This is a genomic window from Geodermatophilus sp. FMUSA9-8, assembly GCF_037034165.1.
Taxonomy (GTDB): Bacteria; Actinomycetota; Actinomycetes; order Mycobacteriales; family Geodermatophilaceae; genus Geodermatophilus; species Geodermatophilus nigrescens.
Genome location: NZ_JBAGKE010000002.1, coordinates 92,711 through 119,287, shown reverse-complemented (window position 1 = coordinate 119,287; position 26,577 = coordinate 92,711). Strand labels below are relative to the sequence as shown.

Sequence of the window (26,577 nt, the reverse complement as noted above, 5' to 3'; positions counted from 1 at the left end):
CCGGCGCGGGCCGCCGCGCTGGGGGAGGCTGGACGCCGATGCTGATCGACCTGCACACCCACTCGTCGGTCTCCGACGGCACCGAGACCCCCGCCGAGCTGCTGGCCACCGCCCGCGCCGCCGGCCTCGACGTCGTCGCCCTCACCGACCACGACACCACCGCCGGCTGGGCCGTCGCCGCCGCGGCCCGGCCGGCCGGGCTCACCGTCGTCCCCGGCATGGAGCTGTCCTGCCGCTGGTTCCCCGCCGACCAGCCGCCGGTCAGCGTCCACCTGCTGGCCTACCTGTTCGACCCCGACCACTCCGAGCTGTCGGCCGAGCTCGGCCGGCTGCGCGCAGAGCGGCTCGGCCGCGGCGAGCGGATCGTCACCGCGCTCGCCACCGCCGGGTACCCCGTGGTGTGGGACCGGATCGTGCAGGCCTCCGGCGGCGGGGTGGTCGGCCGGCCGCACGTGGCCCGCGCGCTGGTCGAGGCGGGCGTCGTCGGATCGGTCGACGAGGCGTTCGCCACCCTGCTGAGCCACCGCAGCCCGTACTACGTCGCCAAGGCCGACACCGACGTCCTCGAGGGCATCGCGCTGGTCCGCGCCGCCGGCGGGGTGCCCGTCTTCGCCCACGGCCTGGCCACCAAGCGCGGGCGGGTGGTCGACGACGCCGCGATCGCCGCGATGGCCGGCGCCGGGCTGCTCGGGCTGGAGGTCGACCATCCCGACCACAGCCCCGCCGAGCGCGACCACCTGCGCGGCCTGGCCCGCGACCTGGGCCTGCTGACCACCGGGTCCAGCGACTACCACGGCACGAACAAGACGACGCCGATCGCCGCCTGCCGCACCGACCCGGGGCAGTACGAGGCGCTGCTGGCCGCCGGCACCGGCAGCACCGTGTTCTCCGGCTGATCGTCGGCGCGCCCGGCTAGCGTGGGGGCGTGCAGTTGGAGATGCCCGGCATGCCGCGGCGGCTGTTCCCGGCCACCCCGAGCAAGCTGGCCGCGTTCGCCGACTGCCCGCGCCGCTACCGGTTCGCCTACGTCGACCGGCCCACGCCGCCCAAGGGCCCGCCGTGGGCGCACAACACGGTCGGCTCCGCGGTGCACGCGGCGCTGCGCTCGTGGTGGGAGCTGCCGCGCGACCGCCGCACCGCCGCCGCGGCCCGCCAGCTGCTCTACGGCGTCTGGTCCGACACCGGCTTCCGCGACGCCGAGCAGTCGGCGTCGTGGCGGGCCCGCGCGGCCGGCTGGCTCACCGACTACGTGCCCACCCTGGACCCCGACGACGAGCCGGTGGGCACCGAGCGCCAGGTCGCGGCGACGACGGCGGCGCTGGCGGTGTCGGGCCGGGTCGACCGCATCGACCAGCGCGGCGACGAGCTGGTCGTCGTCGACTACAAGACCGGCCGGGTGCCCAGCACCGAGGACGAGGCGCGCGGCTCACCGGCGCTGGCGCTGTACGTGCTCGGCGTCCAGCGGACGCTGCGCCGGCCCTGCCGCCGGGTGGAGCTGCACCACCTGCCCAGCGGCACGGTCGCGGCGTTCGAGCACACGGAGCGCTCGCTGGCCAACCACGTCCGCCGCGCCGAGGACATCGCCGCCGACATCGCCGTCGCCACCCAGCGGGTGGAGGACGGCGCGTCCCCCGACGAGGCGTTCCCGACCGCGCCGGGCCGGCAGTGCGGCTGGTGCGACTTCCGGCCCAGCTGCCCGACCGGCCAGGCGGCGACCCCGGCGCGGGAGACGTGGAGCAGCCTGCCCGCCGACGACGACGCGGTCGTCTGACCCGGTCGGTCAGACCGCCTCGGCCGCCGCGGTGCGGTCGAAGCCGGCGCGCACGATCGGTGAGCGCCGCGCCCGCTCCGGGACCGCGAGCAGGCCGGTGCGGAACGCCTTCAGCGCCGCCGTCGCCGCCGTGTCGGTGAGCGCCAGGCCCGGCATCGAGGCCAGCCGGCGAGCCCACGGCGGCAGGGTGGCGACCGCCAGCGAGGCCAGCGACCCCCAGGCCGGGCGGGCCGGCGTCAGGAGCTGTACCCAGCGCGGCATCGGGGGGACGACGAGGAACCGCCACGCCTCGCGGGCGGCGCGCGTCAGCGCGAGCTGCGGGCGGACCCGCGCGAAGTAGGCCTCGAGCTCGGCGACGGACGCGGGGACGTCGTCCGGGTCGACGCCGATGAGCGCCGCCGCGGTGACCTGCTCGGCCACGTAGCGGTCGGCCTCCGCGGGGGAGACGACGCCGGCGCGGCGGGCGACGTCGAGCAGCGAGTCGACCTCGCAGGCGTGCACCCACAGCAGCAGGTCGGCGTCGTCGACCCGGTAGGTGCGCCCGGTCGTCTCCTCCGTGCCGCCGAGCCGGCGGTGCAGGCCACGCACCCGGCGCACCGCCCGGATCGCCTCCCGGCGGGTGCCGAAGGTCAGCGTGTCCACGTACTCGGCGGTGCGCGTGAGCCGCTGCCACGGCGACTCGCGGAAGACGGAGTTGCGGGCGACGCCGTCCATGGCGACCGGGTGCAGCGCCTGCAGCAGCAGCGCGCGCAGCCCGCCGACGCTGTAGACGGGATCGGCGTGCACCCGCCAGGTGACGCTGTCCGGGCCGAAGAAGCCGAGCAGGTCCTCCTCCGGCGTCCAGTCCCGCGCCGACGGCCGCACGCCGCTCACAGCGACGTCCAGAAGTCCTCGAGCGCCTGCAGCGTGCGCGGTGGGTTCTCGACGGCGGGGGAGTGGATCGCGTGCGGGACCACCTCGTGGCGAGCGCCGAGCCGCCGGGCCATGTCGGCCTGCTCGGCCGGGGACCACGCGTCGTCGGCCTCGCCGTGGGCCACGAGCACCGGGACGCCGGTGGCGGCCAGCTCGGCCACCCGGTCGGGCTCGGTGGTCATCGCGTCGGCCATGCCGCGCAGCCCGGCGGCGGTGTTGCCGAGGAAGCGGCGGGCGTAGAAGGCGCGGGTGGGCTCCGGCACGGCCTGGGCGCGCTCGTCAGTCATCGCCAGCTGCTCGAGGGTGGCCTGCACCAGCGGCACGCCGCCGGAGTCGAGCAGCGGCCCGAGGTGCTCCAGCAGCGCCACCCGCGGTCCGGTGAGCCGGGCGGGGCCGGAGCCGAGGAGGGTGAGCGAGCGGAACGCGGCGGGGTCGGCGAGCACGGCGGCGCGGGCGACCAGGCCGCCGAAGCTGTGCCCCACGAGGTGCGGGAGGCCGGTCTCACCGGCGAGCAGGTGGGCGACCGCGACGAGGTCGGCGGCGAGCTCGGCGACGGTGTAGGCGGCCGGGTCGTCGGGGCCGGGGGACTCGAACTGCCCGCGCTGGTCGATCGCGACGACGCGGTAGCCGTCGGCGGCCAACGGCGCGAGCAGCGGCGCGAAGTCCTCCTTGCTGCCGGTGTAGCCCGCGACCATCAGGACGGTCCCGCTCGGCCCGTCGCCGCCGGTGTCCAGCGCGGCCAGCGGGCCCGCCCGGCCGGGCAGGGTGCGCGGGGTGGCGTCGTGGTCGGCGAGCTGACGCAGGTCGTCGGTGGGGACGGCGAGGGTGGCGGACGGCTCGGGGCTCCCGGGCAGGACCATGCACCCAGTGAACCCCGACCCGGCGCGGCGTGCCGCCGAGGCCCCTCAGCGGTAGCCGAGCACCCGGTCCTCGAGCCGGTACACCAGCGCCGCCCCGGTCACGGAGGTGCGCCCGCCGGGCTCCAGGCCGCCGTCGACGTCGGCCCGTCCGGCCTCCTCGCCGGTGGCGAGGTCGCGGAGCACGAAGCCGCCCTCCTCGGGCACCCAGACGGCGACGTCCCCGGCCGCGGTCTTCGCCGCGTCCGCGGTGGCCGGCAGGCCCCGGGCGGGCCGCTCCCAGCGGACCTCGCCGGTGGCCGGGTCGACCGCCCACAGCGTGCCGCGGGCCCACAGCAGCGCGAGGTCGCCGGCGCCGCCCTGCAGGAGGCCGCCATCGCCATCGCCATCGCCATCGCCATCGCCATCGCCCTCGGGGAGGGGCAGCGCCGCCGCCTCGGAGCCGTCGTCGGGCCGGGAGGCCAGCAGCGTGCCGCCGGCGGCGACGGTGACCAGCCGGTCGGCGCCGACGAGCGTCACCTCCCCGCCGTCGGGCACGGCGACGTCGCGGCTCCACCGCGCCTGGCCGGTAAAGGAGTCGAACAGCCGCAGCCGGACGGCGTCGGAGCCCGGGCACCGCTGCAGGAGCGCCACCCCGGAGCTGCCGACGGCGGTGTCGGTGAGCCGGCAGCCCTCGTCCGCGGCGGTGCGCCAGCGGACGTTGTCACCGGTCGGGTCGATCACCACGACGCCGGTGGCGCTGCTGGCCAGCACGGCCTGGCTGGTGCCCTGGATCGTCGCGTCGCCGCGCAGGCTCAGGTTGCGCGTCCACTGCCGGACACCGGTGGCCGCGTCGAGGGCGAGTGCCTCGTCGCAGCGGCCGGCGGTGCGGAACACCGCCACCACGAGCCCGTCGACGGCGGTGGCGCCGCACAGCTCGGCGTCGTCGCGGCGGTAGTGCCACGCCTCCTCACCGCTGACGGCGTCGTGGGCCACGAGGCCGCTTTCGCGGGGCACCACGACCCGGCCCTCCTGCACCAGCTGCACGGGCAGGTCCTGGCCATCGGCCGACCATGCCTGCGCGACCTGCCCGGCCGGCGTCCCCCCGGGGAGCGGGGACGCCGGCGCGGTGGTGCTGTCGGTGGCCGCGACGCTGGAGCCGCGATAGAGCAGGACGGCGACGAGCGCCAGCACGAGCGTGCCCGCCGTCCAGATCCAGACCCGCAGCGGCGGGGGACGCAGCGCCACCTGCGGACGCGGGCGCCGTCAGGCGGCGGACTCGGAGTCGCCGCCCGGGCCGTCGCCGGAGTCGCCGGAGGACTCGCCCCCGGCCTCGGCGCCCCCGGAGCGGCGACGGGAACCACCGCGGCGGCGACGGCGGCGGCGCGGGGTGCCATCGCCGGCGGGCGCGCCGTCACCGGCGTCGGCGGCGTCGGACGGCGCGCCGTCGGCCGGGGCGACGTCCGACGCGGTGCCGGCCTCCGCGGGAGCCGGGCCGTCGGCGGACTCGCCGCCGCGGGTGCGGCGACGCGAGCGCGACCGCGAGCGGGCGGGCCGCTCGCCGTCCTCCCGGGACTCCTCGCGCGCGGGACCGCGGCCGGCGCCCTTCGTCTTCTTGCCGGTCTCGCCGAGGTCCTCGAGGACCTCGGCGTCGAGGCCCTCGCGGGTGCGCTGCGCGCGCGGCAGCCGGCCCTTGGCGCCCTCGGGCACGTCGAGGTCGGTGTAGACCCACGGCGAGGTGGAGTAGGTCTCCGGCGGGTCGGCGAACGGCAGGTCCAGCGCCTTGTTGATCAGCTGCCAGCGCGGGATGTCGTCCCAGTCGACCAGCGTGACGGCGACGCCCTCCCGGCCGGCGCGGCCGGTGCGGCCGATCCGGTGCACGTAGGTCTTCTCGTCCTCGGGGCACTGGTAGTTCACGACGTGGCTGACGCCGGTCACGTCGATGCCGCGGGCGGCGACGTCGGTGGCCACCAGGACGTCGACCTTGCCGCTGCGGAAGGCGCGCAGCGCCTGCTCGCGGGCGCCCTGGCCGAGGTCGCCGTGCACGGCGGCCGCGGCGAACCCGCGGTCGACGAGCTCGTCGGCGACCTTCTGCGCGGTGCGCTTGGTGCGGCAGAAGACCATCGCCAGACCGCGGCCGCGGGCCTGCAGCACGCGGGACAGCAGCTCGGGCTTGTCGAGGTTGTGCGCCCGGTAGACGAACTGGGTGGTCTGCGGGACGGTCGAGCCCTCGTCGTTGCCGTGCGCCCGGATGTGGGTCGGCTGGGTCATGAACGACCGCGACAGCGTGACGATCGGGCCGGGCATCGTGGCGGAGAACAGCATCGTCTGCCGCTTCTCCGGGACCATCGCGAGGATCCGCTCGATGTCGGGCAGGAAGCCCAGGTCGAGCATCTCGTCGGCCTCGTCGAGGACGAGCACGCGGACCTTGCCCAGGATCAGGTGGCCCTGCTGCGCGAGGTCCAGCAGCCGGCCGGGGGTGCCGACGACGACCTCGACGCCGGCCTGGAGTGCCGCGACCTGCGGCTCGAAGGCGCGGCCGCCGTAGATGGCCTGCACCCGGATGCCGCGCTTGGCGCCGGCGGTGCCGAGGTCGCGGGCGACCTGCACGCACAGCTCGCGAGTGGGGACGACGACCAGCGCCTGCGGGACGCCGTCGCCGCCCTCGGCCGCGGGGACGACGCGCTGCAGCAGCGGGACGCCGAAGCCGAGGGTCTTGCCGGTGCCGGTGCGCGCCTGGCCGATGAGGTCGTTGCCGGCCAGCGCGAGGGGGAGCGTCAGCTCCTGGATGGCGAAGGTGCGGGTGATGCCGGCCTCGGCCAGCGCCGCGACGACGTCGGGGTGGACGTCGAAGTCGCTGAACAGCGGGGCGGTCTCGGCGACCGGGGCGCCGCCCAGGGCCTCGACGGCCTGCTCGACCTGCTCGGGGGCGGGCGCGCCGCTCTCGGCGTGGTCGATCTCGGGGGTGGTGGGGGTGTTCTCGGTGGGGGTGTTCTCGGTGGAGGTCAGGGTTCTCGCCTCTGGTCGGCTGGGGGAGCGGCCGGGGGCGACGGTGGCGTCGCCCGGGCGCTCCGCGGTCGGGTGTCGCGGGATGCGTTCCAGCGCCGACGCGGCCAGCGGACCGGGGAGGACCGGGACGCACCCGGTGCCCGGTGGGGGCTCCTCGGGGCGTCTTCCGACGTTCGTCAGCGCACAGATGCCAGCGGACCTGGCGGCCCGCCTGTTCCCATGGTAGCGCGGGCAGCGGTTAGCCTCGGCTGCCGCGCGGGGCCACCCGCACCCGGACCGGCCCCGCGGCGGGCCCTGTGGCCGGTGCCCACCGGCCCCGACCCCGCCCGGAGGTGGCCCGTGACCGCGGCCGACCCGCGAGCCGTCGTCGACCTGCTCGGCGTGCTCGCCTACGCCGAGCTGACGGCGTTCGACCGGCTGGCCGAGGACGCGCGGATGGCCCCGACGCTCGACGGCCGCGCGGCGCTGGCGCGCATGGCGGCCGCCGAGATGGACCACCACGACCGGCTCGCCGCCCGGCTCACCGAGCTCGGCGCGGACCCGGCGACCGCGATGGCCCCGTTCGTGCCCGCGCTCGACGGCTTCCACGAGGGCACCCGCCCGCGCACGTGGCTCGAGGGCCTGGTGAAGGCCTACGTCGGCGACGGGCTGGCCGCCGACTTCTACCGCGAGATCGCGGGCTCGCTGCCGGAGCCGGACCGCTCGCTGATCCTCGACGTCCTCGCCGACACCGGCCACGCCGACTTCGCCGTGCGCGAGGTCCGCGCGGCCATCGCCGCGGAGCAGACCCTCGCCGGCCGGCTGGCGCTGTGGGGGCGGCGGCTGGTGGGGGAGGCGATCTCCCAGTCGCAGGCGGTCATCGCCGAGCGGGAGGGATTGGTCGGCCTCATCGTCGCCGGCACCGGCGACCTCACCGGCATCGCGCGGCTGGTTGACCGGATCACCGCCGCGCACACCGAGCGCATGCGGACCCTCGGCCTCAACCCGTGACACCGCGATCCTCCGGATCGCACCGCGGCCAGGTGCCGTTCCCCTGCTGAGCGGAGCCCCGCCGCCGCAGCCGGCGAGGACCCTCAGGGCCCGTCACCGGCTCCGTCCCCCGCGGGGGCGGCTCACCTTCTGCGCGAGCCCCCTCCCCTGAGACGGCGGGAGGGCGCCCCCGCGGATGCGGGGACGCCCTCCCGGACGACGTCGTCGGTGCTCAGGCGCCGCCGGCGACGAACCCGACCCGGCGCTGGTCGGCCTGGGCGATCTCGACGTAGGCGATCCGGTCGACCGGGACGAGGACGCGGCGCCCTCGCTCGTCCTCCAGGGTCAGCAGCCCGTCCTTGGTGCCGCCGGACATGGCGGAGGCCACGTCGGCAGCGATCTCGTCGGGGGTCTTCGGGCTGTCGACGACCAGCTCCCGGGGGGAGTGCTGGACACCGATCTTGACTTCCACTCGGGATGCCTCCTCGTGTTGCACGGCTGCCGACCACGCTAGTCCAGCGCGGGCGACCCGGCCCCGCCGCGGACCTGCGCCGAGAGCGAACGGCGCTCAGCCGGCGGCCGGCTCGCCCTCGACCCACTCGACCCGGGGGAAGCGGGAGATGCCCCGCCACGCCAGCGCCGACATCAGCGACACGGCGTCGTCGCGCGAGACCGTGCCCTTCTGCGCCAGCCACCAGCGGGCGCTGCTCTCGGCCAGCCCGGTCAGCCCGGAGGCGAGCAGGTGGGCCTGCTCCGGCGAGCTGCCGGTGTCGCCGGCGATGACCTCGGCGATCGCCTCGACGCAGGCGCGGTTGCCGCGGTCGGCGAGCGCCCGTACGTCGTCGTCGTTGCGCAGGTCGGACTCGAAGACGAGCTTGAAGGCGCCGCCCTCGGCGTCGATGAAGTCGAAGTACGCGCCGACGGCGCCGTGCACGCGCTGCCGGTTGTCCTCGGTGCCGGCCATGGCCTCGCGCACCCGGTCGGTGAGCTCGGTGACCTGCTGCTCGAGCAGCGCCAGGTAGAGCTCCCGCTTGCCGGGGAAGTGCTGGTAGAGGACGGGCTTGCTGACGCCTGCGCGGTCGGCGATGTCGTCCATCGCGGCGGCGTGGAAGCCCTGGGCGACGAAGACCTCCTGCGCGGCCTGCAGCAGCTGCAGCCGGCGCGCGCCCCGGGGCAGGCGTGACGTGCGGCGCACGGGGACCGGTCGGGAGGGCTGCATGGCGCCGGGGATGTTACCGGCGGGTCACCCGGCGCACGCGTCCCGGCCGCCTGGCATACCGTCGCCGCGTGCCCGAGGCCTCCCGCGCGCGCACCCGCCGGACTCCCGCGCCCCCCACCGTGTCGCCGTCGTCGACCGCCCGCTCCTCCGTCGCGGACCTCGCGCTCCCGGCCGAGCCGCCACCGGCCTGGCCGGGCGAGGAGGTCGCGGTGACCGGCGGGCGGGTGTTCGTCCGCGCCACCCCGTACGCCGGGCCGCCCGAGGGGCCGCGCGAGCGGGCGCTCTACGTGCACGGCCTCGGCGGCGCCTCCACCAACTGGACCGACCTCGCCGGCCTGCTCGCGCTCCGTTGCGAGGGCTGGGCGCTGGACCTGCCCGGCTTCGGCCGCTCCCAGCCGCCGCCGCGGAGCTCCTACTCGGTGCGCGGGCACGTGCGGGCCGTGGTCGACGTCCTCGAGCACGTCGCCGCCCAGCCGGGGGAGGCCGCCGGCCGGCCGGTGCACCTGCTGGGCAACAGCCTCGGCGGGCTGGTCAGCCTGGTGGCGGCCGCGCGCCGGCCGGACCTGGTCGCGTCGCTGACGCTGGTCTCCCCGGCGATGCCGGTCTACCGGGTGCCCGCCGCGTTCAGCCGGGCGCTGCTGCTGCTCCTGCTTCCGGGCGTGCCCGCGCTGGCCGAGCGGCGGCTGGCCGGCGTGACGCCCGAGCAGTCGGTGCGCGGGATGACGCAGATGTGCTTCGGCGAGCCCGCCCGGGTGCCGCGCGAGCGCCTGGAGGCCGCCGTCGAGGAGGCGCGGGAGCGGGCGGCGCAGGGCTGGGCCAACCGGTCGCTGACCCGCAGCATGCGCGGCCTCATCACCTCCTACCTGCGGGTCGGCCGGGCCAACGCCTGGCGGACGGCCGCGTCGCTGCGCATGCCGACCCTCGTGGTGTGGGGCGACCGCGACCGGCTCGTCGACCCGCGCCTGGCGTCGCGGCTGGCCGCCGTGGTGCCCGGCGCGCGGCTGCTGGTGCTCGAGACGGTCGGGCACGTGGCGATGCTCGAGGCGCCCGAGGAGACGGCACGCGCGGTGCTCGGGCTGATGGAGGACGCCGCCGTGGAGGCCCGCGCCGGCTGACCCGGCCGACGCGCCCTCGCGGTCCTGTCCGATCCCCGCGCCGCCGTGAGAGCCTGATCCCCGGGAAGCGCGGCGTCGCCGTCCGGGTGCGCTGCGCGACGGCAGGACGAGCGGCGAGGAGGCGGCACCGTGGCACGTCCGCCGTCCGGCCGGCAGCCCGAGCCGCTGCGCACCCGCCCCCCGGTGCCGCCCCCGCCGCGCCTCCGCGACCTGCCGCCGTCCGGCCGGTCCCGGGGCGACGACCCGCGGGCGGACCGCACCCGCCCCCCGGTCGTGCGCCGGCGGCCGGGCCGGCTGCGCCGCTTCGTCCGCCGGTACGGCTGGCGGGCCTACGCGATCCCGCTGCTCGCCGTCGCCACCGTGCTGACCCTCGTCGACGTCGTCGGCGCCCCGGACACCACGCCCGCCGCCTCCACCGGCGCCCCGACCTCGCAGGGGACCCCGGCGGAGGCCCCGGCGAGCACCGGGCCCGCCCCGGCTCCCGCCACGCCGACCGCGCCGGCCGAGGGCGACGCCGGCCCGACCGACGTCGTCCCCCCGGCCGCGGCGGCCACCTACGTGGAGCAGGGCAGCGGCGAGGTCGCCGTCGTCCCCGGCAGCTCCGGCGTGTACGGCAGCGGGCCGCTGCAGCGCTTCGTCGTCGAGGTGGAGGGCGGCATCGGCGTCGACGGGCCGACCTTCGCCGCCGCGGTCGAGGCGACCCTCGGGGACCCCCGGTCGTGGGGGAGCGGCGGGCGGATGTCGTTCCAGCGGGTCGACACCACCGACGCCGGCTCCTACGACTTCCGCGTGAGCCTGGTCAGCCCCGGCAGCATGGAGCGCTACTGCCCGGGCGTGGGCACCGGCGGCTACACCTCCTGCCGCTACGGCGAGCGCGCGGTCATCAACCTGGCCCGCTGGGAGACCGCCGTCCCCGACTACCAGGGCGACATCGCCACCTATCGCCAGTACGTGGTCAACCACGAGGTCGGGCACGCGCTCGGCAACGGCCACCAGCCCTGCCCCGGGCAGGGGCAGCTCGCACCGGTCATGCAGCAGCAGACGCTGGGCCTCGAGGGCTGCACGAAGAACGCCTGGCCCTTCCCCTGACCCCGGCGGGAACAGCGGCGCGTGCCACGCTGTTGTGCGCACGAACGCCGGCCCCCCGCGGGGCCGCTGGTCGCGACCCGAGGAGTCAAGCGTGTCCCTGCCACCCCTGGTGGAGCCCGCCGCCGACCTGTCGATCGACGAGGTCCGCCGCTACAGCCGCCACCTGATCATCCCGGACGTCGGGATGGACGGGCAGAAGCGGCTCAAGAACGCCAAGGTGCTCGCCGTCGGCGCCGGTGGCCTCGGCTCGCCGGTGCTCATGTACCTGGCCGCGGCCGGTGTGGGCACGATCGGCATCGTCGAGTTCGACACCGTCGACGAGTCCAACCTGCAGCGGCAGATCATCCACGGGGCCTCCGACGTCGGCCGCTCGAAGGCCGAGAGCGCGCGCGACTCGATCAAGGAGATCAACCCCTACGTCGACGTCCGGCTGCACGAGACCCGCCTGGACAGCGACAACGTCATGGGGATCTTCGAGCAGTACGACCTCATCGTCGACGGCACCGACAACTTCGCCACGCGCTACCTGGTCAACGACGCGTGCGTGCTGCTCGGCAAGCCCTACGTGTGGGGCTCGATCTACCGCTTCGACGGCCAGGTGTCGGTCTTCTGGGCCGAGCACGGCCCCAACTACCGCGACCTCTACCCGGTGCCCCCGCCGCCCGGGATGGTCCCCTCCTGCGCCGAGGGCGGCGTGCTGGGCGTGCTGTGCGCGACCATCGGCGCCATCCAGGCCACCGAGGCCGTCAAGCTGATCACCGGCATCGGCGAGACGCTGCTCGGCCGGCTGATGGTCTACGACGCCCTGGAGATGACCTTCCGCACGATCAAGGTGCGCAAGGACCCCGAGGCCGAGCCGATCACCGGGCTCATCGACTACGAGGCGTTCTGCGGCGTCGTCTCCGACGAGGCGCAGGCCGCCGCGGCCGGCTCGACGATCACCGTCGACGAGCTCAAGGACATGATGGACGCGGGCAAGGACTTCGAGCTCATCGACGTCCGCGAGCCGAACGAGTACGAGATCGTGTCCATCCCCGGCGCCACGCTCATCCCGAAGGACGAGCTGCTGTCGGGCCGGGCGCTGTCGCGGCTGCCGCAGGACAGGCCGATCGTGCTGCACTGCAAGACCGGCGTCCGCTCGGCCGAGGTGCTCGCCGCGGTCAAGAACGCCGGCTTCAAGGACGCCGTCCACGTGCAGGGCGGCGTGACGGCGTGGGCCACGCGGATCGACAAGACGCTGCCCACGTACTGACGGGAGGACCCCTCCAGGGGATCCGCCCAGCGGCTCACCGGGGCCCCGCACCTGCGTCTGCGGGTGCCGGGCCCCCGGCGTCTGTGTTGACTGGGGCGCGTGTCCGCACCCGAACCCGTCGAGCTGCTGGAGCTCTTCCAGCGCGCCCAGGCCGCCTTCACCGACCGCGTCGACGCCGTCGAGCCGGGCCAGTGGGACCTCGAGGCCCTGCCCGGCTGGACCGTCGCCGACCTCGTCGCGCACCTCGTCGGCGAGGCCCACTGGGTCCCCGGCCTGCTCGCCGGCGAGCCCCTCGACGACGTCGCCGCCCGCGTGCCGGAGGGCACCGGCGCGCTGCTCGGCGCCGACCCGCTCACCGCGTGGGAGGCGGTCGCCGACGAGGCGCTGGCCGCCGTCGCCGCCGCCGACCTCGCCGCGGGCACCGTCCACCTGTCCCGCGGCCCGACGCCGGCGTGGGAGTACGTCGAGGAGCTGACCACCGACCTGACCGTGCACTCCTGGGACCTCGCCCGCGCCACCGGCGGCGACGAGGCGCTCGACCCGGCGCTGGTCCGCGCCGCGGAGCGGCTGGCCGGCCGGCTGCCCGCCGACGGCGTGCCGGGGCTGTTCGCCCCGCCGGTGGAGCTGCCCGACGGCGCGTCCCCGCAGGAGCGGCTGCTGGCCCGCCTCGGCCGCCGCGTCTGACCCGCTGGGGTGTCGGCCGGTCCGGGACGGCCCGGCGGCGCCCGCACGTCCCTATCCTGCGGGCTCACGCACGCAGGAGGTCATCCCATGAGCCAGCCGCCCTCGGGTCCGTTCCCCGACGGCTCCGGCCAGCCGCAGCCCGGCCCGTACGGCCAGCCGCAGCAGCCCGGGCAGTACGGCGCCCCCGGTCAGTACGGCGCCCCGGGCCAGTACGGCGCGCCCGGTCAGTACGGCACACCTGACCCGTACGGCCAGCCCCAGCAGCCCGGTGCCTACGGCCAGCCCGGCCAGTACGGTCAGCCCGGCCAGTACGGGCAGCCGTACGGCCAGCCCGGCGGCCCGGGTGGAGGCAAGAAGCGGCGCGGGCTGGTGGTCGGCCTCGTCGCGGGTCTCGTGGTCCTGATCGCGGCCGCCGTCACGCTCTTCTTCGTCCTCCGCGACGACGACCCCGCGCCGGCGGCCGACGACACCACGACGACGACGTCGAGCAGCTCCAGCAGCTCGTCGTCGAGCTCGTCGAGCAGCAGCTCGTCGGCGACCACCAGCGCGCCGCCGCCCGCCGGCGGGGCCGGGTCGGCGGACCTGCTGGCGATCGTCCCGGCGGACTTCACCGACTGCGCCGAGGCCCCGCTGGCCGGCGACGGCGACGTCGCCCACGCGTCCTGCGGCGCGGCCACCACCCAGCCCGGGCCCCAGGTGGCGGAGTTCTTCGCCTACCCCGACGCGGCGACGATGGACTCGGTCTTCGCCACCGACACCGAGGGTGCCCCGGCCATCCCGGACGGGCAGGACTGCGCGACGACGCAGGGCGCCGGCACGTGGTCGTCGGACACCAACTCCGGATCGGTCGCCTGCGCGATCGACGCCGCCAGCGGCCAGGTCGGGATCATCTGGACCGACGACAACGCGCTGGTCGAGGGTGTCGTCACCGCCCCCGGCAGCACGCAGGCCGACCTCGCCGCGCTCTACACGTGGTGGACGGCGAACAGCGACTACCAGCTGTGAGCCGCCGGGCGCCCGGGGAGCCGCGGCCCCCGGGCGCCCGCGCGGTCCCCGACCCGGCCGACGTCGACCCGGCCGACGTCGACGAGGCCGTGTTCGACGCCGTCGAGGCCATCCCGCCGGGCCGGGTGAGCACCTACGGGGCGATCGGCCGGCTGGTCGGCGTCGGCCCGCGTCGCGTCGCCCGCGCGCTGTCCGGCGGCGGGGGGGCGGTGCCCTGGTACCGGGTCGTGCGCGCCGACGGCAGCTGCGCCGAGCCGGTGCGCGTGCGCCAACTGGAGCTCCTGGCCGGCGAGGGCGTCCCGCTGCGCGCGGGCCGGGTGGACCTCGCCGCCGTCGGCTGGCCCTGAGGCGATGAGTCCCGGGGCGCGGGCCGGTCTGTCCTGTGCCCCGCCCGACCGAGAGGACCCCGTGGCCACGCTGCTCTACTCCGCGACCGCGTCGCTGGACGGCTTCATCGCCGGCCCGGGCGGGGACATGTCCTGGCTGACGCCGCACCTGGGCGCGCCGAACCCGACCGCCGACCGGCTCATGGCGCGGACGACGGCGATCCTCGCCGGCGCCGTCACCTTCGGCGGCGACGACCCGAACCGCGGCACCGACCGGGAGGGCGCCTTCGGCGGGCAGTGGTCGGGGCCGGTCGTCGTCCTCACCCACCGCCCGCCCGCGCAGGCGCCCGACGGCGTCACGTTCACCGACGACCTGCACCACGCCGTCGAGCTGGTCCGCGCGGCCGCCGGGGACGGGACGGCCAACGTGCTCGGGGCCGACGTCGCCCGCCAGCTCCTGGCCGCCCGCCTGCTCGACGAGGTGCTGCTGTTCTTCGCGCCCGTCCTCCTCGGCGACGGGACGCGGGTCCTCGACGTCCCGGGCGGGACGCAGGTGCTGCTCGACCGCGTGCCCGGTGAGACCGAGCACTGGTACCGGGTCCGGTACCCGGACGCGCTGGCCGGCTGACGCCGCGCCCCGCGCGCGCCCGCGGCGATGTCGGACCGCCGTGGTGTCATCGAGGGGTGGCACTGCGGGGGGACACGACGCACGGGGACGGGGCGCCGGTCTACCGGCTCGTGCAGCCGGCCGCCGAGCCGCCGCGGCGGCCGCGGCTGGACCCCACGCAGCAGGCCGTCGTCGACCACCCGGGCGGGCCGCTGCTGGTCCTGGCCGGCCCCGGCACGGGCAAGACGACGACGATCGTCGAGGCGGTCGCCGCGCGGATCGACCGCGGCGTGGACCCCGAGCAGATCCTCGTCCTCACCTTCAGCCGGCGGGCCGCCGCCGAGCTGCGCGACCGGGTCACCGCGCGCGTGGCGCGCACCATCCGCGAGCCGCTGGCCCGCACCTTCCACTCCTACGCCTACGGGGTGCTGCGCCGGGCGGCGCTGCTGCGCGGCGAGGCGCCGCCGCGGCTGCTCACCGCCGCCGAGCAGGACGCCGTCGTCGCCGAGCTGCTGCGCGGTGACCTGGCGGGGGAGGGCGCGGTCCGCTGGCCCGACCAGCTCATGCCGGCGCTCGCCACCGCCGGGTTCCGCGGCGAGCTGCGCGACCTGCTGCTGCGGGCCACCGAGCGCGGTGTGGACCCCGAGCTGCTGGCCGCCTGGGGCCGCGAGACCGGCACCGACGCGTGGCTGCACGCCGCGGCGTTCCTCGAGCAGTACGAGGCGGTCACCGCCTTCTCCACGGCCGGCGGCGGCGACGCCTCCGGCTACGACCCCGCCGAGCTCGTCCGCGCCGCGATCGCCGAGCTGGAGGACGACCCCGAGCTGCTGCGCGCCGAGCGCGGGCGGGCCCGCTGGCTGTTCGTCGACGAGTACCAGGACACCGACCCCGCGCAGGTCGAGCTGCTGCAGCTGCTGGCCGGCGGCGGCGGGGACCTGGTCGTCGTGGGCGACCCCGACCAGGCCATCTACGCCTTCCGCGGCGCCGAGCCGCGCGGCATCGTCGACTTCCCCGACGCCTTCCGCACCGTCCGCGGGGAGCCCGCGCCGCGCGTCTCGCTCGGGGTGTGCCGCCGGTCGGGCCCGGCCCTGCTCGCGGTGAGCCGCCGGGTCGCCGAGGCGCTGCCCGGGCCCTGGGAGCACCGCCGGCTCGCGGCCGTCGACGGTGCCGAGGAGGGCGCCGCGGAGGTGCACGTCTTCGGGTCGGCGTCGGTGGAGGCCGCCTACGTCGCCGACACCCTGCGCCGGGCGCACCTGGTCGACGACGTGCCGTGGGGCGAGATGGCCGTCGTCGTCCGCAACGCCCTGGCCATCGGCCCGCTGCGGCGCGCGCTGACCTCGGCCGGCGTCCCGGTGGAGGTCGGCACCGACGACCTCCCGCTGGCCGCCCAGCCCGCCGTCGCGCCGCTGCTCGCCGCGCTGCGCGCGCTGCTGCCGCGGCGGGACGCCGAGCCCGGCACGCTCGACCTCGACGAGCCCGGCGCCGAGGCGCTGCTCACCTCGCCGCTCGGCGGGGCCACCGTGCTCGACCTGCGCCGGCTGCGGCGGGCGGTGCGCATCGCGCAGGCCCAGCGCGGCGTCGACGCCGACGAGCGCGGCGAGCCGCTGGCCGCCGCCCTCGCCGACGAGGCGCTGCTCGAGGAGCTGCCCGAAGCCGTCGCCCGGCCCGCCCGGAAGGTCGCCGGCGTGCTCGCCGCCGGCCGGGTGGCGCTGGCCCGCGACGGCTCGGCCGAGGACGTGCTGTGGGCGATGTGGCAGCGCAGCGGGCTGGCCGGCCGGTGGGCGCGGGCCAGCGCCGCGGGCGGGGCGGCGGGCGCGGGCGCCGACCGCGACCTCGACGCCGTCGTCGCCCTGTTCGACGCCGCGGCCGGCTTCGTCGACCGGCTGCCCTCGGCCACCGTCGGGGCGTTCGTCGAGCACCTCGCGGCGCAGGAGCTGCCCGGCGTCGCCGGTGCCGGCCGGGAGTCGGCCGCGGACGCCGTGCGGCTGCTCACCGCGCACGCGTCCAAGGGCCTGGAGTGGGACGTCGTCTGCGTCGCCGGCGTCCAGGAGGGCATCTGGCCCGACCTGCGCGACCGCGGCACGCTGCTCGGCACCGAGCTGCTGGTGGAGCGCGTCGCGGGCATCGACGGCGCGGCGGTCGACCGGCGCGTGCAGATGCTCGCCGAGGAGCGGCGGCTGTTCTACGTCGCCTGCACCCGCGCCCGGAGGCGGCTGGTGGTCACGGCGGTGGAGGGCGCGCTCGACGGCCCCGACGCCGGCGCCACCGCCTCGCGGTTCCTCGACCTCGTCGCCGCGCCGCCCGACGAGGGCCGCCCGCTCACGCCGCTGCCGCGCTCGCTCACCCTGCCCGCGCTGGTCGCGGACCTGCGGCGCACGGTCAGCGACCCGCAGACCGAGCCCGCGCGCCGCTCGGCGGCCGCGGCGGTGCTGCGCCGGCTGGCCGACGAGGGCGTCCCCGGTGCCTCGCCCGCCGACTGGTGGGGGCTGGCGCCGCTGTCCGACGACGCGCCGCTGGTGCCCGAGGGCGAGCCGGTGCGGGTGCGCCCGTCGGCGATCGAGACCTTCCAGCGCTGCCCGCTCAAGTGGGTGCTCGGCGCGGTGGGTGCCGAGGCGTCGCCGGACTCGACCCGCACCGTCGGCTCGGCGGTGCACGCGGTGGCGCAGCAGGTGGCCGAGGGGCTGCCCGCCGCCGAGGCGCCGGCCGCGCTGGCCGTGGAGCTCGACGCGCTGGACCTCGGCCCCGGCTGGGCCGACCAGCGGCAGCGCGTGGCCGCCCGCGACATGCTCGACCGGTTCCTGCGCTGGCACGCGGGCAACCGGCGCGAGCTGCTGGCCGCCGAGGCCGACTTCGACGTCACGGTGGGCCGGGCGCGCATCCGCGGCCAGGTCGACCGGCTCGAGCGGGACTCGGCGGGCCGGTTGGTCGTCGTCGACCTCAAGACCGGCCGCAGCCAGGCCAAGGGCATCGACACCCACGGCCAGCTCGCCGCCTACCAGGTGGCGGTCGCGGCGGGTGCCTTCGGCGAGCACGGCGACGCCCCCGGCGGGGCGGCGCTGCTGCAGGTGGGGTCCGGCGCGAAGGCCAAGGAGCAGGCGCAGGACGCGCTCCCGGCCGACGTGCCGGTGGGGGAGACGTGGGCCGGCGAGCTCGTCGCGGAGGTGGGCGACGGGATGGGCGCGGGCACCTTCGAGGTGCGCACCGGCAGCCACTGCTCCCGCTGCCCGGCCCGCCGCAGCTGCCCGATGCACGAGCGCGGCCGGCAGGTCACGGCGTGAGTCGACGTTCCACGCCCGCCGAGGACCAGCTGGCCTTCGACGACGCCCTGTTCGGCGGCGCGCCCGAGCCGGCGGAGCCGCGGCGGCTGCTCACCCCGGCCGAGGTCGCCGAGCGGTGCGGCCTGAAGTACGCGCCGTCCGACGAGCAGGCGCGCGTGGTGTCGGCGCCGGCCGACCGGCCGCTGGTCGTCGTCGCCGGCGCCGGGTCCGGCAAGACCGAGACGATGGCCGCCCGGGTGTGCTGGCTGGTGGCCAACGAGCTGGTCGCGCCCGACGCTGTCCTCGGGCTGACCTTCACCCGCAAGGCCGCCAGCGAGCTCAACGAGCGCATCCGCATCCGGCTCGGCGCGCTGGCACGGCACCCCGGCACCGACCCGGAGCTCCGGGAGCGGCTCGCCGTCGCGATGCCGACGGTGTCCACCTACCACGGCTACGCCGCCTCGCTGGTCAGCGAGCACGGGCTGCGGATCGGCGTCGAGCCCGGCGCGGGCGTCCTCGGCCCGGCCATGTGCTGGGGCCAGGCGGCGTCGGTGGTGTCGCAGTGGACCGGCGACATGGCCGACGTCCCGCTCACCCCGCTCACCACCGTCGAGGACGTGCTGGCGCTGGCCGGGGAGCTCGGCGAGCACGACGTCTCCGCGGATGCGCTGCGCGCCTGGACCGCGCGCCTGGAGCGCCAGGTCGCCGGCTACCCCGACGCGAAGGGCAAGCGCGGCCCGTACGCGCCGGTGCTCGAGATGCTCGCCCGGCAGCGGGCCCGCGTGGCGCTGCTGCCGCTGGTCGAGGCCTTCGAGGGGCGCAAGCGGGCCGCCGGCGCCATCGACCACTCCGACCAGGTCGCCCTCGCGGCGAAGGTGGCGGTCAGCGCGCCGGAGGTCGGCCGCCGCGAGCGGGCGCGCTGGCGGATCGTGCTGCTCGACGAGTACCAGGACACCAGCGTCGGCCAGTTGCGCATGCTCGAGGCGTTGTTCGGCCGCACCAGCGGGCACGCGGTGCTGGCCGTCGGCGACCCGCGGCAGTCGATCTACGGCTGGCGCGGCGCGTCGGCCGGCACGATCGAGCGGTTCGCGCGCACCTTCCCCGGCCTGCGCGGCCGGGAGGCGCAGCGGCTCACCCTGGCCACCAGCTGGCGCAACGACGGCGCCGTGCTCGACGTCGCCAACGCCGTCGCCGGGATGCTGCCCGCGCCGGACGTGCCGCTGCCCGACCTCGCGCCGGCGCCCGGGGCCGGGCGGGGCCTGGTCACCGCCGGCCTGTACGCCACGGTGGCCGAGGAGACCGAGGCGCTCGCCGACCGGCTGGCCGCCTGCTGGCTCGGCGAGGACCCCGACGTGCCGCCGCGCCCCGACGGCCGCCCGCCCACCACCGCGGTGCTCGTGCGCACCCGCAAGCAGCTGCCCGGTATCGCCGCCGCGCTGCGCGCCCGCGGGCTGCCCGTCACCGTGGTCGGCCTCGGTGGGCTGCTCGAGGTGCCCGAGGTCTCCGACGTCGTCGCCACGCTCACCGTGCTGGTCGACCCCACCGCCGGCGACGCGCTCGGCCGGCTGCTCACCGGCGCGCGCTGGCGGATCGGCCCGCGCGACCTCGCCGCGCTCGAGGCCCGCGCCCGGGCACTCGTGCACGGCCGCCGCCCCGCGCGCGAGACCGACGACGAGGCGGCGCCCCGGCCCTCGGAGCGGGGCAGCATCGTCGAGGCGCTCGACGACCTCGGCGACCCGGCGGCCTACTCGCCCGCCGCGTACCGCCGGCTGCGCCGGCTCGGCGCGGAGCTGGGGCACCTGCGCGGCCGGCTGGGGGAGTCGCTGCCCGACATGGTCGACGACGTCGCCCGCGTCCTCGGCCTGGAGACCGAGCTGGCCAGCGCGCCCGGCGTGAGCCCCGGCGCCGCGCGGGCGCACCTCGACGCGCTGCACGCCGTCGCCGCGGAGTTCACCGAGCTGGCCGAGCTGCCCTCGCTGCCGGCGTTCCTCGGCTACCTCAAGGACGCCGAGGAGCGCGAGCGCGGCCTGGAGCCCGGCGAGGTCGCCGTCGACCCGGAGTCCATCCAGCTGCTCACCGGCCACTCGGCCAAGGGCCTGGAGTGGGACGTCGTCGCGGTGCCCGGCATGACCGCCGACCAGTTCCCCGCCCGCACCGACACCGCCGACTCGTGGGTGAAGGACCCGGGCGCGGTCCCCGTCGACCTGCGCCTCACCGACCGCGAGGAGCTGCCGCAGCTGCGCCTGCCCGTGCCCGGCTCCGGCGACCAGGCCGCGGTGCGCGCGGCGCTCGAGGACTACGTCGAGGAGTGGAAGGGCTTCGGCGAGGCCGAGGAGATCCGGCTGGGCTACGTGGCGGTCACCCGCGCCAAGCACCTGCTCGTGTGCTCGGGCAGCTGGTGGCGGGAGGGCGTGAAGCCCAACGGCCCGTCGGTGCTGCTCGACACCGTCCGCCGGGCGTGCACCGCGGGCGCGGGCGTCGTCGTCGCGTGGGCCGAGCGGCCCGAGGACGGCGCCACCAACCCGGCGCTGGAGGAGTGGCCGGTCGGCGTCTGGCCGGCCGACCCGCTGTCGGCGCCGCGGCGCCGTGCCCTCACCGCCGCCGCCGAGCTGGTGGCCGGCGCCGCGCCGCACCCGCTCGACCCGAGCGCGGCCCTGGGCACCGCCGACCCCGAGGTGGCGCGGTGGGTGCGCGACGCCGACCTGCTGCTGCGCGAGCGGCGGCGCACGGCCCGGCCCACGGTCGAGGTGGCGCTGCCGTCGCACCTGTCGGTGTCGGAGCTGGTCACCCTGCGCCGCGACCCCGCCGAGCTGGCCCGCCGGCTGCGCCGCCCCATGCCCGCCGCGCCCGCGCCGCTGGCCCGCCGCGGCACCGCCTTCCACGCCTGGCTCGAGGAGCGCTTCGGCGCCGCCCGGCTGCTCGACCTCGACGAGCTGCCCGGCTCCGGCGACGAGTCCGCGGCCCCCGACGGCGCGCTCACCGAGCTGCAGCAGGCGTTCCTGGCCAGCCCGTGGGCGGAGCGCCAGCCGGTCGAGGTGGAGGTGCCCTTCGAGACGCCGCTGGGCCCGCTGACCCTGCGCGGGCGGATCGACGCGGTCTTCGGCGACGCCGAGGGCGGCTTCGAGGTGGTCGACTGGAAGACCGGCCCGCCGCCGTCGTCGGGAACGGAGCTGTCGGCCGCCGCGGTGCAGCTGGCCGCCTACCGGCTGGGCTGGTCGAGGCTGGTCGGCGTGCCGGTCGAGCGGGTCAGCGCCGGCTTCCACCACGTCTCCGCCGGGGTCACCGTGCGCCCGGTCGACCTGCTCGACGAGGCCGGCCTGCTCGCGCTGGTCACCGGCCGGGCCGCGGCCGGCGCCGAGCTGCCCGACGACCTGCCGCCTGAGCCGGACGACGACGAGCTCCCGCCCCCGCCGGACGACGAACTCGGCTGACGGGCCCGCCGCCTCGACGTCGCGCGCGCCCCATCTCACGCCGCGGTGCCCGACCTCGCCCCGCAGCGCGAGGTCGGGCACCGCGCGGCGAGGACGGCCGGTCAGGTCAGGTCAGGTCAGGTGGAGGCGATCCGGTCGAGGATCGCCGCGGCCAGCTGGTCGGGCGCCTCCTCGGGGATCCAGTGGCTCACGCCGGGCAGCTGCACGAAGCGGTAGTCGCCGGCCACGTACTCGCCGCAGCCCTCCGCGGCGATGCGGCCGATCGCGATGTCGGCGTCGCTCCACACGAACGTCGTCGGCACGGTCACGTCGTCCACCGGCGTCTGCGAGCTCATCGCCCGGTACCAGTTGAGCGCCGCGGTCAGCGCGCCCGGCGCCGACAGCACGGCCACGTACTCGTCGACGGTCTCGCGGTCGACGACGTCGCCGAACATGCGCCGCAGCCGCCGCGCGTCGTCGGCGAGCAGCACCTCCTCCGCCTTGCCCTCCTGCCAGAACAGCCGGATGTAGGCCGAGCGCTCCTTCTGCTCCGGGTCGCTGCGGTAGGCGGCGGTGAACGCGGTGGGGTGCGGGACCGAGACGGCGGTCAGCGAGCGCACCCGGTCGGCGTGCCAGGCGGCCAGCGCCCAGGCGGCGTTGGCGCCCCAGTCGTGCCCGACGACGTCGGCGACCGGCACCTCCATCGCGGTCATCAGGTCGGCGGTGACCTGCGCGAGGTTGGTCAGCGCGTACGCCTCCACCTCCTGCGGGCGGGCGCCGGGGGAGTAGCCGAGCTGATCGACGGCATAGGTGCGCAGCCCCGCCTCGGCCAGCCGCGGGGTCACCGCCGCCCACGACGCCGACGTCTCCGGGAACCCGTGCAGCAGCACCACCGGCCGCCCGTCCTCGGGGCCGTCGGCCCGCACGTCGAAGGTCAGGTCGCCCACGTCCACCCGCAGCAGCTCTCCGGCCATGTCCCCGAACCTAGTGGCCGGGGCGGACGGCGCCCGTCGACGCCGCTACCGTCGGCGACCGTGACGAGCCCGGAACGCGACTTCGTGCAGGCCCACCTCGACGACCTGCACGCCGACCTCGACGCCTGGGTGCGCATCCCGTCCATCTCGGCCGACCCGGCCCACGCCCCCGACGTCGCCGCGAGCGCCGAGTGGCTGGCCGAGGCGCTGCGCCGGACCGGCTTCCCGACCGTCGAGATCTGGCCGACCGCCGGCGCGCCCGCCGTCTACGCCGAGTGGCCCAGCGCCGACGCCGGCGCCCCGGTCGCGCTCGTCTACGGCCACCACGACGTCCAGCCGGTCGACCCGCTGGAGCTGTGGGAGCACCCGCCGTTCGAGCCGACCCGCGTCGAGGGCCCCGACGGCCCGGAGCTGCACGGCCGCGGCGCGAGCGACGACAAGGGCGTGCTGGTCGTGCACCTGCTCGGGCTGCGGGCCCACCTCGCCGCGACCGGCCGCGACACCCCCGCCGTCACGGTCAAGGTGCTCGTCGAGGGCGAGGAGGAGTCCGGCTCACCGCACTTCGAGGCGCTGCTCCGGGAGCGGCGGGACCGGCTGGACTGCGACGTCGTCGTCGTGAGCGACACCGGCATGGCCGCGCCCGACGTGCCCAGCGCGGTCACCGCCATGCGCGGGCTGGCCGACGCCGAGATCACGCTGCGCGGCCCCGCCGTCGACCTGCACTCCGGCTCGTTCGGCGGCGCGGTGCCCAACCCGCTGCACGCCATGGCGGAGCTGATCGCGAAGCTGCACGACGACCAGGGGCGGGTCACCCTCCCCGGCTTCTACGACGCGGTGCGCCCGCTGTCGGACCGCGAGCGCGAGCTCATGGCGCGGGTGCCCTTCGACGAGCGGGCCTGGCTCGCCGGCCCGGCCGCCTCGCGCGCCACCTACGGCGAGGCCGGCTTCAGCACCCTGGAGCGCACCGGCGCCCGCCCGACCGCCGAGGTCAACGGCATGTGGGGCGGCTACACCGGCCCCGGCCACAAGACGATCATCCCGGCCGAGGCGCACGCCAAGGTGACCTTCCGGCTGGTCTCCGACCAGCGGCCGGGGGAGATCGGGCCGATGCTGCGCGCCTGGGTGGAGGCCAACGTCCCCGAGGGCATCGAGGCCGAGGTGCACGCCCCGCCCGGCGGCGTCGCGCCGTGCGCCAGCGACCTGGACTCCCCGCACATGGACGCGCTCCTGGCCGCCATCGGCCAGGCCTTCGACACCGCGCCGGAGGACGTGCTGCTCACCCGGGAGGGCGGCAGCGGCCCCGAGGCGGCGATCGCCGGCGAGCTCGGCGCGCCGCTGCTGTTCCTCGGCGTGGGGCTGCCCACCGACCGCATCCACTCGCCCAACGAGCGGGTCCTGCTGCCGATGCTGCACCGCGGCGCGGAGGCGGCGGCCCACCTGTGGCGCGAGCTGGCGGCGCGGTGACCGCTCCCGAGGTCGGCGGCCGCTTCGGGCCCTACCGCGTCCTCGGCGAGCTCGGCCGTGGCGGGATGGGCGCGGTGCTGCGCGCCCACGACGACGAGCACGAGCGCGACGTCGCCCTCAAGGTGCTGCACCCGGCGTGGGCGGCCGACGAGGGCTACCGCGAGCGCTTCCGCCGCGAGGCGCGCATCGCCGCCCGGCTCAACGAGCCGCACGTCATCCCCATCCACCGCTTCGGGGAGATCGACGGCCAGCTCTTCCTCGACATGCGGCTGGTCGAGGGGGAGGACCTCGCCTCCCTCCTCCGCCGCGGCGGGCGGCTCGCCCCGGCCCGCGCGGTCGACGTCGTCGGGCAGGTGGCCCGCGCGCTCGACGCCGCGCACGCCGGCGGGCTGGTGCACCGCGACGTCAAGCCGTCCAACGTGCTGCTCGTCGGCCGCGGCGACGGTGGGGACCTGCTGCGCTCGGCCCCCGGCGAGGACTTCTGCTACCTCGCCGACTTCGGCATCGCCCGCACCACCGAGGGCACCGGCCCCGCGCTGACGAGCACCGGCACCGCCGTGGGCAGCACCGAGTACATGGCGCCGGAGCGGTTCAGCAGCGCGACGCTGGACGCCCGCGCCGACGTCTACTCCCTCGCCTGCGTGCTCTTCGAGGCGCTCACCGGCCGCCGGGTGTTCCCGGCCGCCGAGCCGGTGGCGCTCATGGCCGCGCACATGCACGAGCCGCCGCCCCCGCCGTCGGCCCTGGCGCCCGGCATCCCGCCCGCCCTCGACGGCGTCGTGCTCCGCGGCCTGGCCAAGGACCGCGACCAGCGCTGGCCCACCGCCGGCGCCATGGCCGCCGCCGCGCGGGCGGCGCTCGCCCAGAGCGGCGTCCCCGTCCCGGCCGACGCCGGCACCGCCGTGGGTCCGGCCGCGGGCGGCGCCCCGGGCCGGGCGGTCACCCGCGAGCAGGGCGCCGCCCGCCCGCCCGCGCCGCCGACCACCGTCGGGCCGCGCCCGCCCGCCGGCCCCGCGCCCGCCCGGGCACCGCGGCTGCCGTGGGTGGTCGCCGCCCTGGCCGGGCTGGTCGCCCTGGCGCTCGCCGTCGCACTCGTGGTGGTCGCGCTGCGGTCCGACGACGCCGGCGACGCGGCGGCCGGCGCGGGGGAGCGGTTGGTCGCCGCCGCCCTGCCGGCCGGCGTCGCGATCGGCGACTGCACCGGCGCCGACCCCGGCGACGGCGTCCTCCGCGAGGTCACCTGCCCGGCCGACGACGAGGCCGGGGTCACCACCAGCACCGTCCGCGCACACGACGGCGACGGCGCCGCGCGGGCCCTCGCCGCCGACATCGAGCGGGAGGGCCTCGAGCAGCTCGACGAGCGCTACGACTGCGGCCAGGAGCTCGACGGCCAGCCCGGCCCCTCCGGCTGGTTCCCCGTCCTCGACGACGACGACGCCGAGGTCGGCCGGGTCGCCTGCTGGGTCGACGGCGACGGCGACGCGGTGCTCGCCTGGGCCTGGGACGACCTGGGCACCTACGGCATCGCCGAGCAGCGCGGCGGCGGCGCCTCGGGGCTCTACGACCTGCGCGGCTGGTGGGACGACGCCGACCGCGGCTACTGATGGGACACGTCGCGCCGCGGGAGCCCTGACCGGCGGCGTCGCCGTCCTACCCTGACCCTCGTGACCGGACCTGGGCTGACGACCGCGCCCGCGGGGTGGTACCCCGACCCCGACGGGGCGCCCGGGATGGTGCGCTGGTGGAACGGGGAGAGCTGGTCGGACGTGACGACGCCGGCCGGCCCCGGCGTCGCCGTGCAGACGCCGCCGGTGGCCCCCGCGCCGCGCCCGCAGGCCGGCTGGGGCGCCGGCCAGTGGGACGACGTCCCCCCGCCCCCCGCCCGCCGTCCGCGCACGGCGTGGTGGGTGGCCGGCTCCGTGCTCGCCGTCGTCGCCGTCGTGGTCGTGGCGCTCGTCGTGGGGCTGTCCGGAGGCGGGGGTGGCCGCGCCGTCGCCGACGACCCGCCGGTGCCGGCCGGCCCCTCGGGCACGGAGTTCCCGCCCGGCACGGTGCGGATCGTCGACGAGGAGGCGGGCATCTCCTACCCGTTCCTCGGCAACGGCTGGTTCGAGTACGACCTGGGGGACATGGCCGAGACGCGGACCATCGCCGGCCAGTACTTCACCACCCAGGAGGGGTCCCCTCCGGGGGCATCTTCATCGCCCAGTGCACCTCGGGCCCCGTCGCCGACGGCTACGGCTGGACCGGCCCGGGCAGCGAGCAGGCCACGGTCACGGCGCTGGCCGACAGCGTCCGGACCCTGTACTACCCGTACCCGAACGAGCGCGAGATCCTGCGCGACGAGGCCCTCACCGTCGACGGCCGCAACGCCCACCTGATCGAGTTCCAGCTCAGCTGGGACGTCGAGGGCTACGACTCCACCGGCGAGCGGGCGGCGCTGCTCGTCATCGACGTGGGCCGCGCCGACCCCGCGCTGCTCTACGTCTCCATCCCCAACACCCATGCCGAGCTGTACGGCGTCATCGACCGCGTCGTGGGCGACATCGACGTGCTGTGACATGGCGGTCCTCCGGACCGCACCGCGGCCAGGTGCCGTACCCCTGCTGCGCTGAGCCCTGCGGTCGCTGCGCTCCTCGGGAGCCCTCCGGGCCCCGCTCGTCGCTGGCCCTGCACCG

At 77.4% G+C, this 26,577-nt stretch carries 22 protein-coding genes; 15 read left to right on the top strand and 7 right to left on the bottom strand.

Going from position 1 to position 26,577, the window contains the following annotated elements; translation table 11 throughout:
- Positions 1–38: 38 nt before the first annotated feature.
- Both WA616_RS04820 and WA616_RS04815 read left to right on the top strand, forming a co-directional pair.
- The gene (locus WA616_RS04820; protein WP_336027792.1) at positions 39–896 is read left to right on the top strand and encodes a PHP domain-containing protein; all 858 of its coding nucleotides are present in this window, start codon (positions 39–41) and stop codon (positions 894–896) included.
- Positions 897–925: 29 nt separating this feature from the next.
- Positions 926–1,771 carry a RecB family exonuclease gene (locus WA616_RS04815; RefSeq protein ID WP_336027790.1) on the top strand — a complete coding sequence of 282 codons (846 nt, stop codon included), beginning with the start codon at positions 926–928 and terminating at the stop codon, positions 1,769–1,771.
- 9 nt (positions 1,772–1,780) lie between these two features.
- On the opposite strand, the gene WA616_RS04810 is transcribed toward WA616_RS04815, so the two are convergent.
- From WA616_RS04810 to WA616_RS04795, 4 genes are read right to left on the bottom strand one after another with little or no spacing between them, the layout of a single operon-like run.
- Entirely contained in the window at positions 1,781–2,644 is an 864-nt protein-coding gene (locus tag WA616_RS04810; RefSeq protein WP_336027788.1) for an oxygenase MpaB family protein, read from the bottom strand.
- On the bottom strand, positions 2,641–3,543 hold the full coding sequence (locus WA616_RS04805) for an alpha/beta fold hydrolase (protein WP_336027786.1): 903 nt from the start codon (positions 3,541–3,543) through the stop codon (positions 2,641–2,643). Before WA616_RS04805 ends, WA616_RS04810 begins: the two co-directional genes overlap by 4 nt.
- A 45-nt stretch (positions 3,544–3,588) precedes the next feature.
- A complete protein-coding gene (locus WA616_RS04800; protein ID WP_336027785.1) occupies positions 3,589–4,767 on the bottom strand; it encodes an outer membrane protein assembly factor BamB family protein in 1,179 nt (392 codons plus the stop codon).
- 18 nt (positions 4,768–4,785) lie between these two features.
- Entirely contained in the window at positions 4,786–7,029 is a 2,244-nt protein-coding gene (locus WA616_RS04795) for a DEAD/DEAH box helicase (protein ID WP_336027784.1), read from the bottom strand.
- Here WA616_RS04795 and WA616_RS04790 point away from each other — a divergent pair.
- Positions 6,910–7,518: a ferritin-like fold-containing protein gene (locus tag WA616_RS04790; protein WP_336027781.1), complete on the top strand. Its 609-nt coding sequence runs from the start codon at positions 6,910–6,912 to the stop codon at positions 7,516–7,518. The two genes, WA616_RS04795 and WA616_RS04790, sit on opposite strands and share 120 nt — an antisense overlap.
- A 211-nt stretch (positions 7,519–7,729) precedes the next feature.
- Here the strand turns inward: WA616_RS04790 and WA616_RS04785 are convergent, their stop codons facing one another.
- On the bottom strand, positions 7,730–7,969 hold the full coding sequence (locus tag WA616_RS04785) for a DUF3107 domain-containing protein (protein ID WP_073421593.1): 240 nt from the start codon (positions 7,967–7,969) through the stop codon (positions 7,730–7,732).
- A 96-nt stretch (positions 7,970–8,065) separates the two neighbouring features.
- Positions 8,066–8,716 carry a TetR/AcrR family transcriptional regulator gene (locus WA616_RS04780; protein ID WP_336027778.1) on the bottom strand — a complete coding sequence of 217 codons (651 nt, stop codon included), beginning with the start codon at positions 8,714–8,716 and terminating at the stop codon, positions 8,066–8,068.
- A gap of 68 nt (positions 8,717–8,784) precedes the next feature.
- Here WA616_RS04780 and WA616_RS04775 point away from each other — a divergent pair, with 68 nt between their 5' ends.
- The 9 genes from WA616_RS04775 (at position 8,785) to WA616_RS04735 (ending at position 21,482) form a co-directional block, all read left to right on the top strand.
- Positions 8,785–9,831, top strand: a complete 1,047-nt coding sequence (locus tag WA616_RS04775; RefSeq protein ID WP_336027777.1) for an alpha/beta fold hydrolase — start codon at positions 8,785–8,787, stop codon at positions 9,829–9,831.
- Between the two features lie 129 nt (positions 9,832–9,960).
- Entirely contained in the window at positions 9,961–10,920 is a 960-nt protein-coding gene (locus WA616_RS04770; RefSeq protein ID WP_336027776.1) for a DUF3152 domain-containing protein, read from the top strand.
- Positions 10,921–11,011: 91 nt separating this feature from the next.
- On the top strand, positions 11,012–12,172 hold the full coding sequence (gene moeZ, locus WA616_RS04765) for an adenylyltransferase/sulfurtransferase MoeZ (protein ID WP_336027775.1): 1,161 nt from the start codon (positions 11,012–11,014) through the stop codon (positions 12,170–12,172).
- Between the two features lie 99 nt (positions 12,173–12,271).
- Complete coding sequence (locus WA616_RS04760; protein WP_336027774.1) at positions 12,272–12,856, top strand: TIGR03086 family metal-binding protein; 585 nt, start codon at positions 12,272–12,274, stop codon at positions 12,854–12,856.
- A gap of 87 nt (positions 12,857–12,943) precedes the next feature.
- The gene (locus WA616_RS04755; protein ID WP_336027771.1) at positions 12,944–13,861 is read left to right on the top strand and encodes a hypothetical protein; all 918 of its coding nucleotides are present in this window, start codon (positions 12,944–12,946) and stop codon (positions 13,859–13,861) included.
- On the top strand, positions 13,858–14,208 hold the full coding sequence (locus WA616_RS04750) for an MGMT family protein (RefSeq protein WP_073421599.1): 351 nt from the start codon (positions 13,858–13,860) through the stop codon (positions 14,206–14,208). Before WA616_RS04755 ends, WA616_RS04750 begins: the two co-directional genes overlap by 4 nt.
- Before the next feature lie 61 nt (positions 14,209–14,269).
- Positions 14,270–14,815, top strand: a complete 546-nt coding sequence (locus WA616_RS04745) for a dihydrofolate reductase family protein (RefSeq protein WP_336027769.1) — start codon at positions 14,270–14,272, stop codon at positions 14,813–14,815.
- 56 nt (positions 14,816–14,871) lie between these two features.
- Positions 14,872–18,072: an ATP-dependent helicase gene (locus tag WA616_RS04740; RefSeq protein ID WP_336027768.1), complete on the top strand. Its 3,201-nt coding sequence runs from the start codon at positions 14,872–14,874 to the stop codon at positions 18,070–18,072.
- A complete protein-coding gene (locus WA616_RS04735; protein ID WP_336027766.1) occupies positions 18,069–21,482 on the top strand; it encodes an ATP-dependent helicase in 3,414 nt (1,137 codons plus the stop codon). Before WA616_RS04740 ends, WA616_RS04735 begins: the two co-directional genes overlap by 4 nt.
- Before the next feature lie 116 nt (positions 21,483–21,598).
- Here WA616_RS04735 and WA616_RS04730 read toward each other — a convergent pair whose 3' ends face one another.
- Positions 21,599–22,435, bottom strand: coding sequence for an alpha/beta fold hydrolase (locus WA616_RS04730; RefSeq protein ID WP_336027763.1), 837 nt, complete (start codon positions 22,433–22,435; stop codon positions 21,599–21,601).
- Positions 22,436–22,495: 60 nt separating this feature from the next.
- Between WA616_RS04730 and WA616_RS04725 the strand changes: the two genes are divergently transcribed.
- The 3 genes from WA616_RS04725 to WA616_RS04715 are packed head-to-tail and all read left to right on the top strand — an operon-like array spanning position 22,496 to position 26,280.
- Positions 22,496–23,899, top strand: a complete 1,404-nt coding sequence (locus tag WA616_RS04725; protein WP_336027762.1) for a M20/M25/M40 family metallo-hydrolase — start codon at positions 22,496–22,498, stop codon at positions 23,897–23,899.
- A complete protein-coding gene (locus WA616_RS04720) occupies positions 23,896–25,503 on the top strand; it encodes a serine/threonine-protein kinase (RefSeq protein WP_336027760.1) in 1,608 nt (535 codons plus the stop codon). Before WA616_RS04725 ends, WA616_RS04720 begins: the two co-directional genes overlap by 4 nt.
- 60 nt (positions 25,504–25,563) lie before the next feature.
- Positions 25,564–26,280, top strand: a complete 717-nt coding sequence (locus tag WA616_RS04715) for a DUF2510 domain-containing protein (protein ID WP_336027758.1) — start codon at positions 25,564–25,566, stop codon at positions 26,278–26,280.
- Positions 26,281–26,577: the final 297 nt, after the last annotated feature.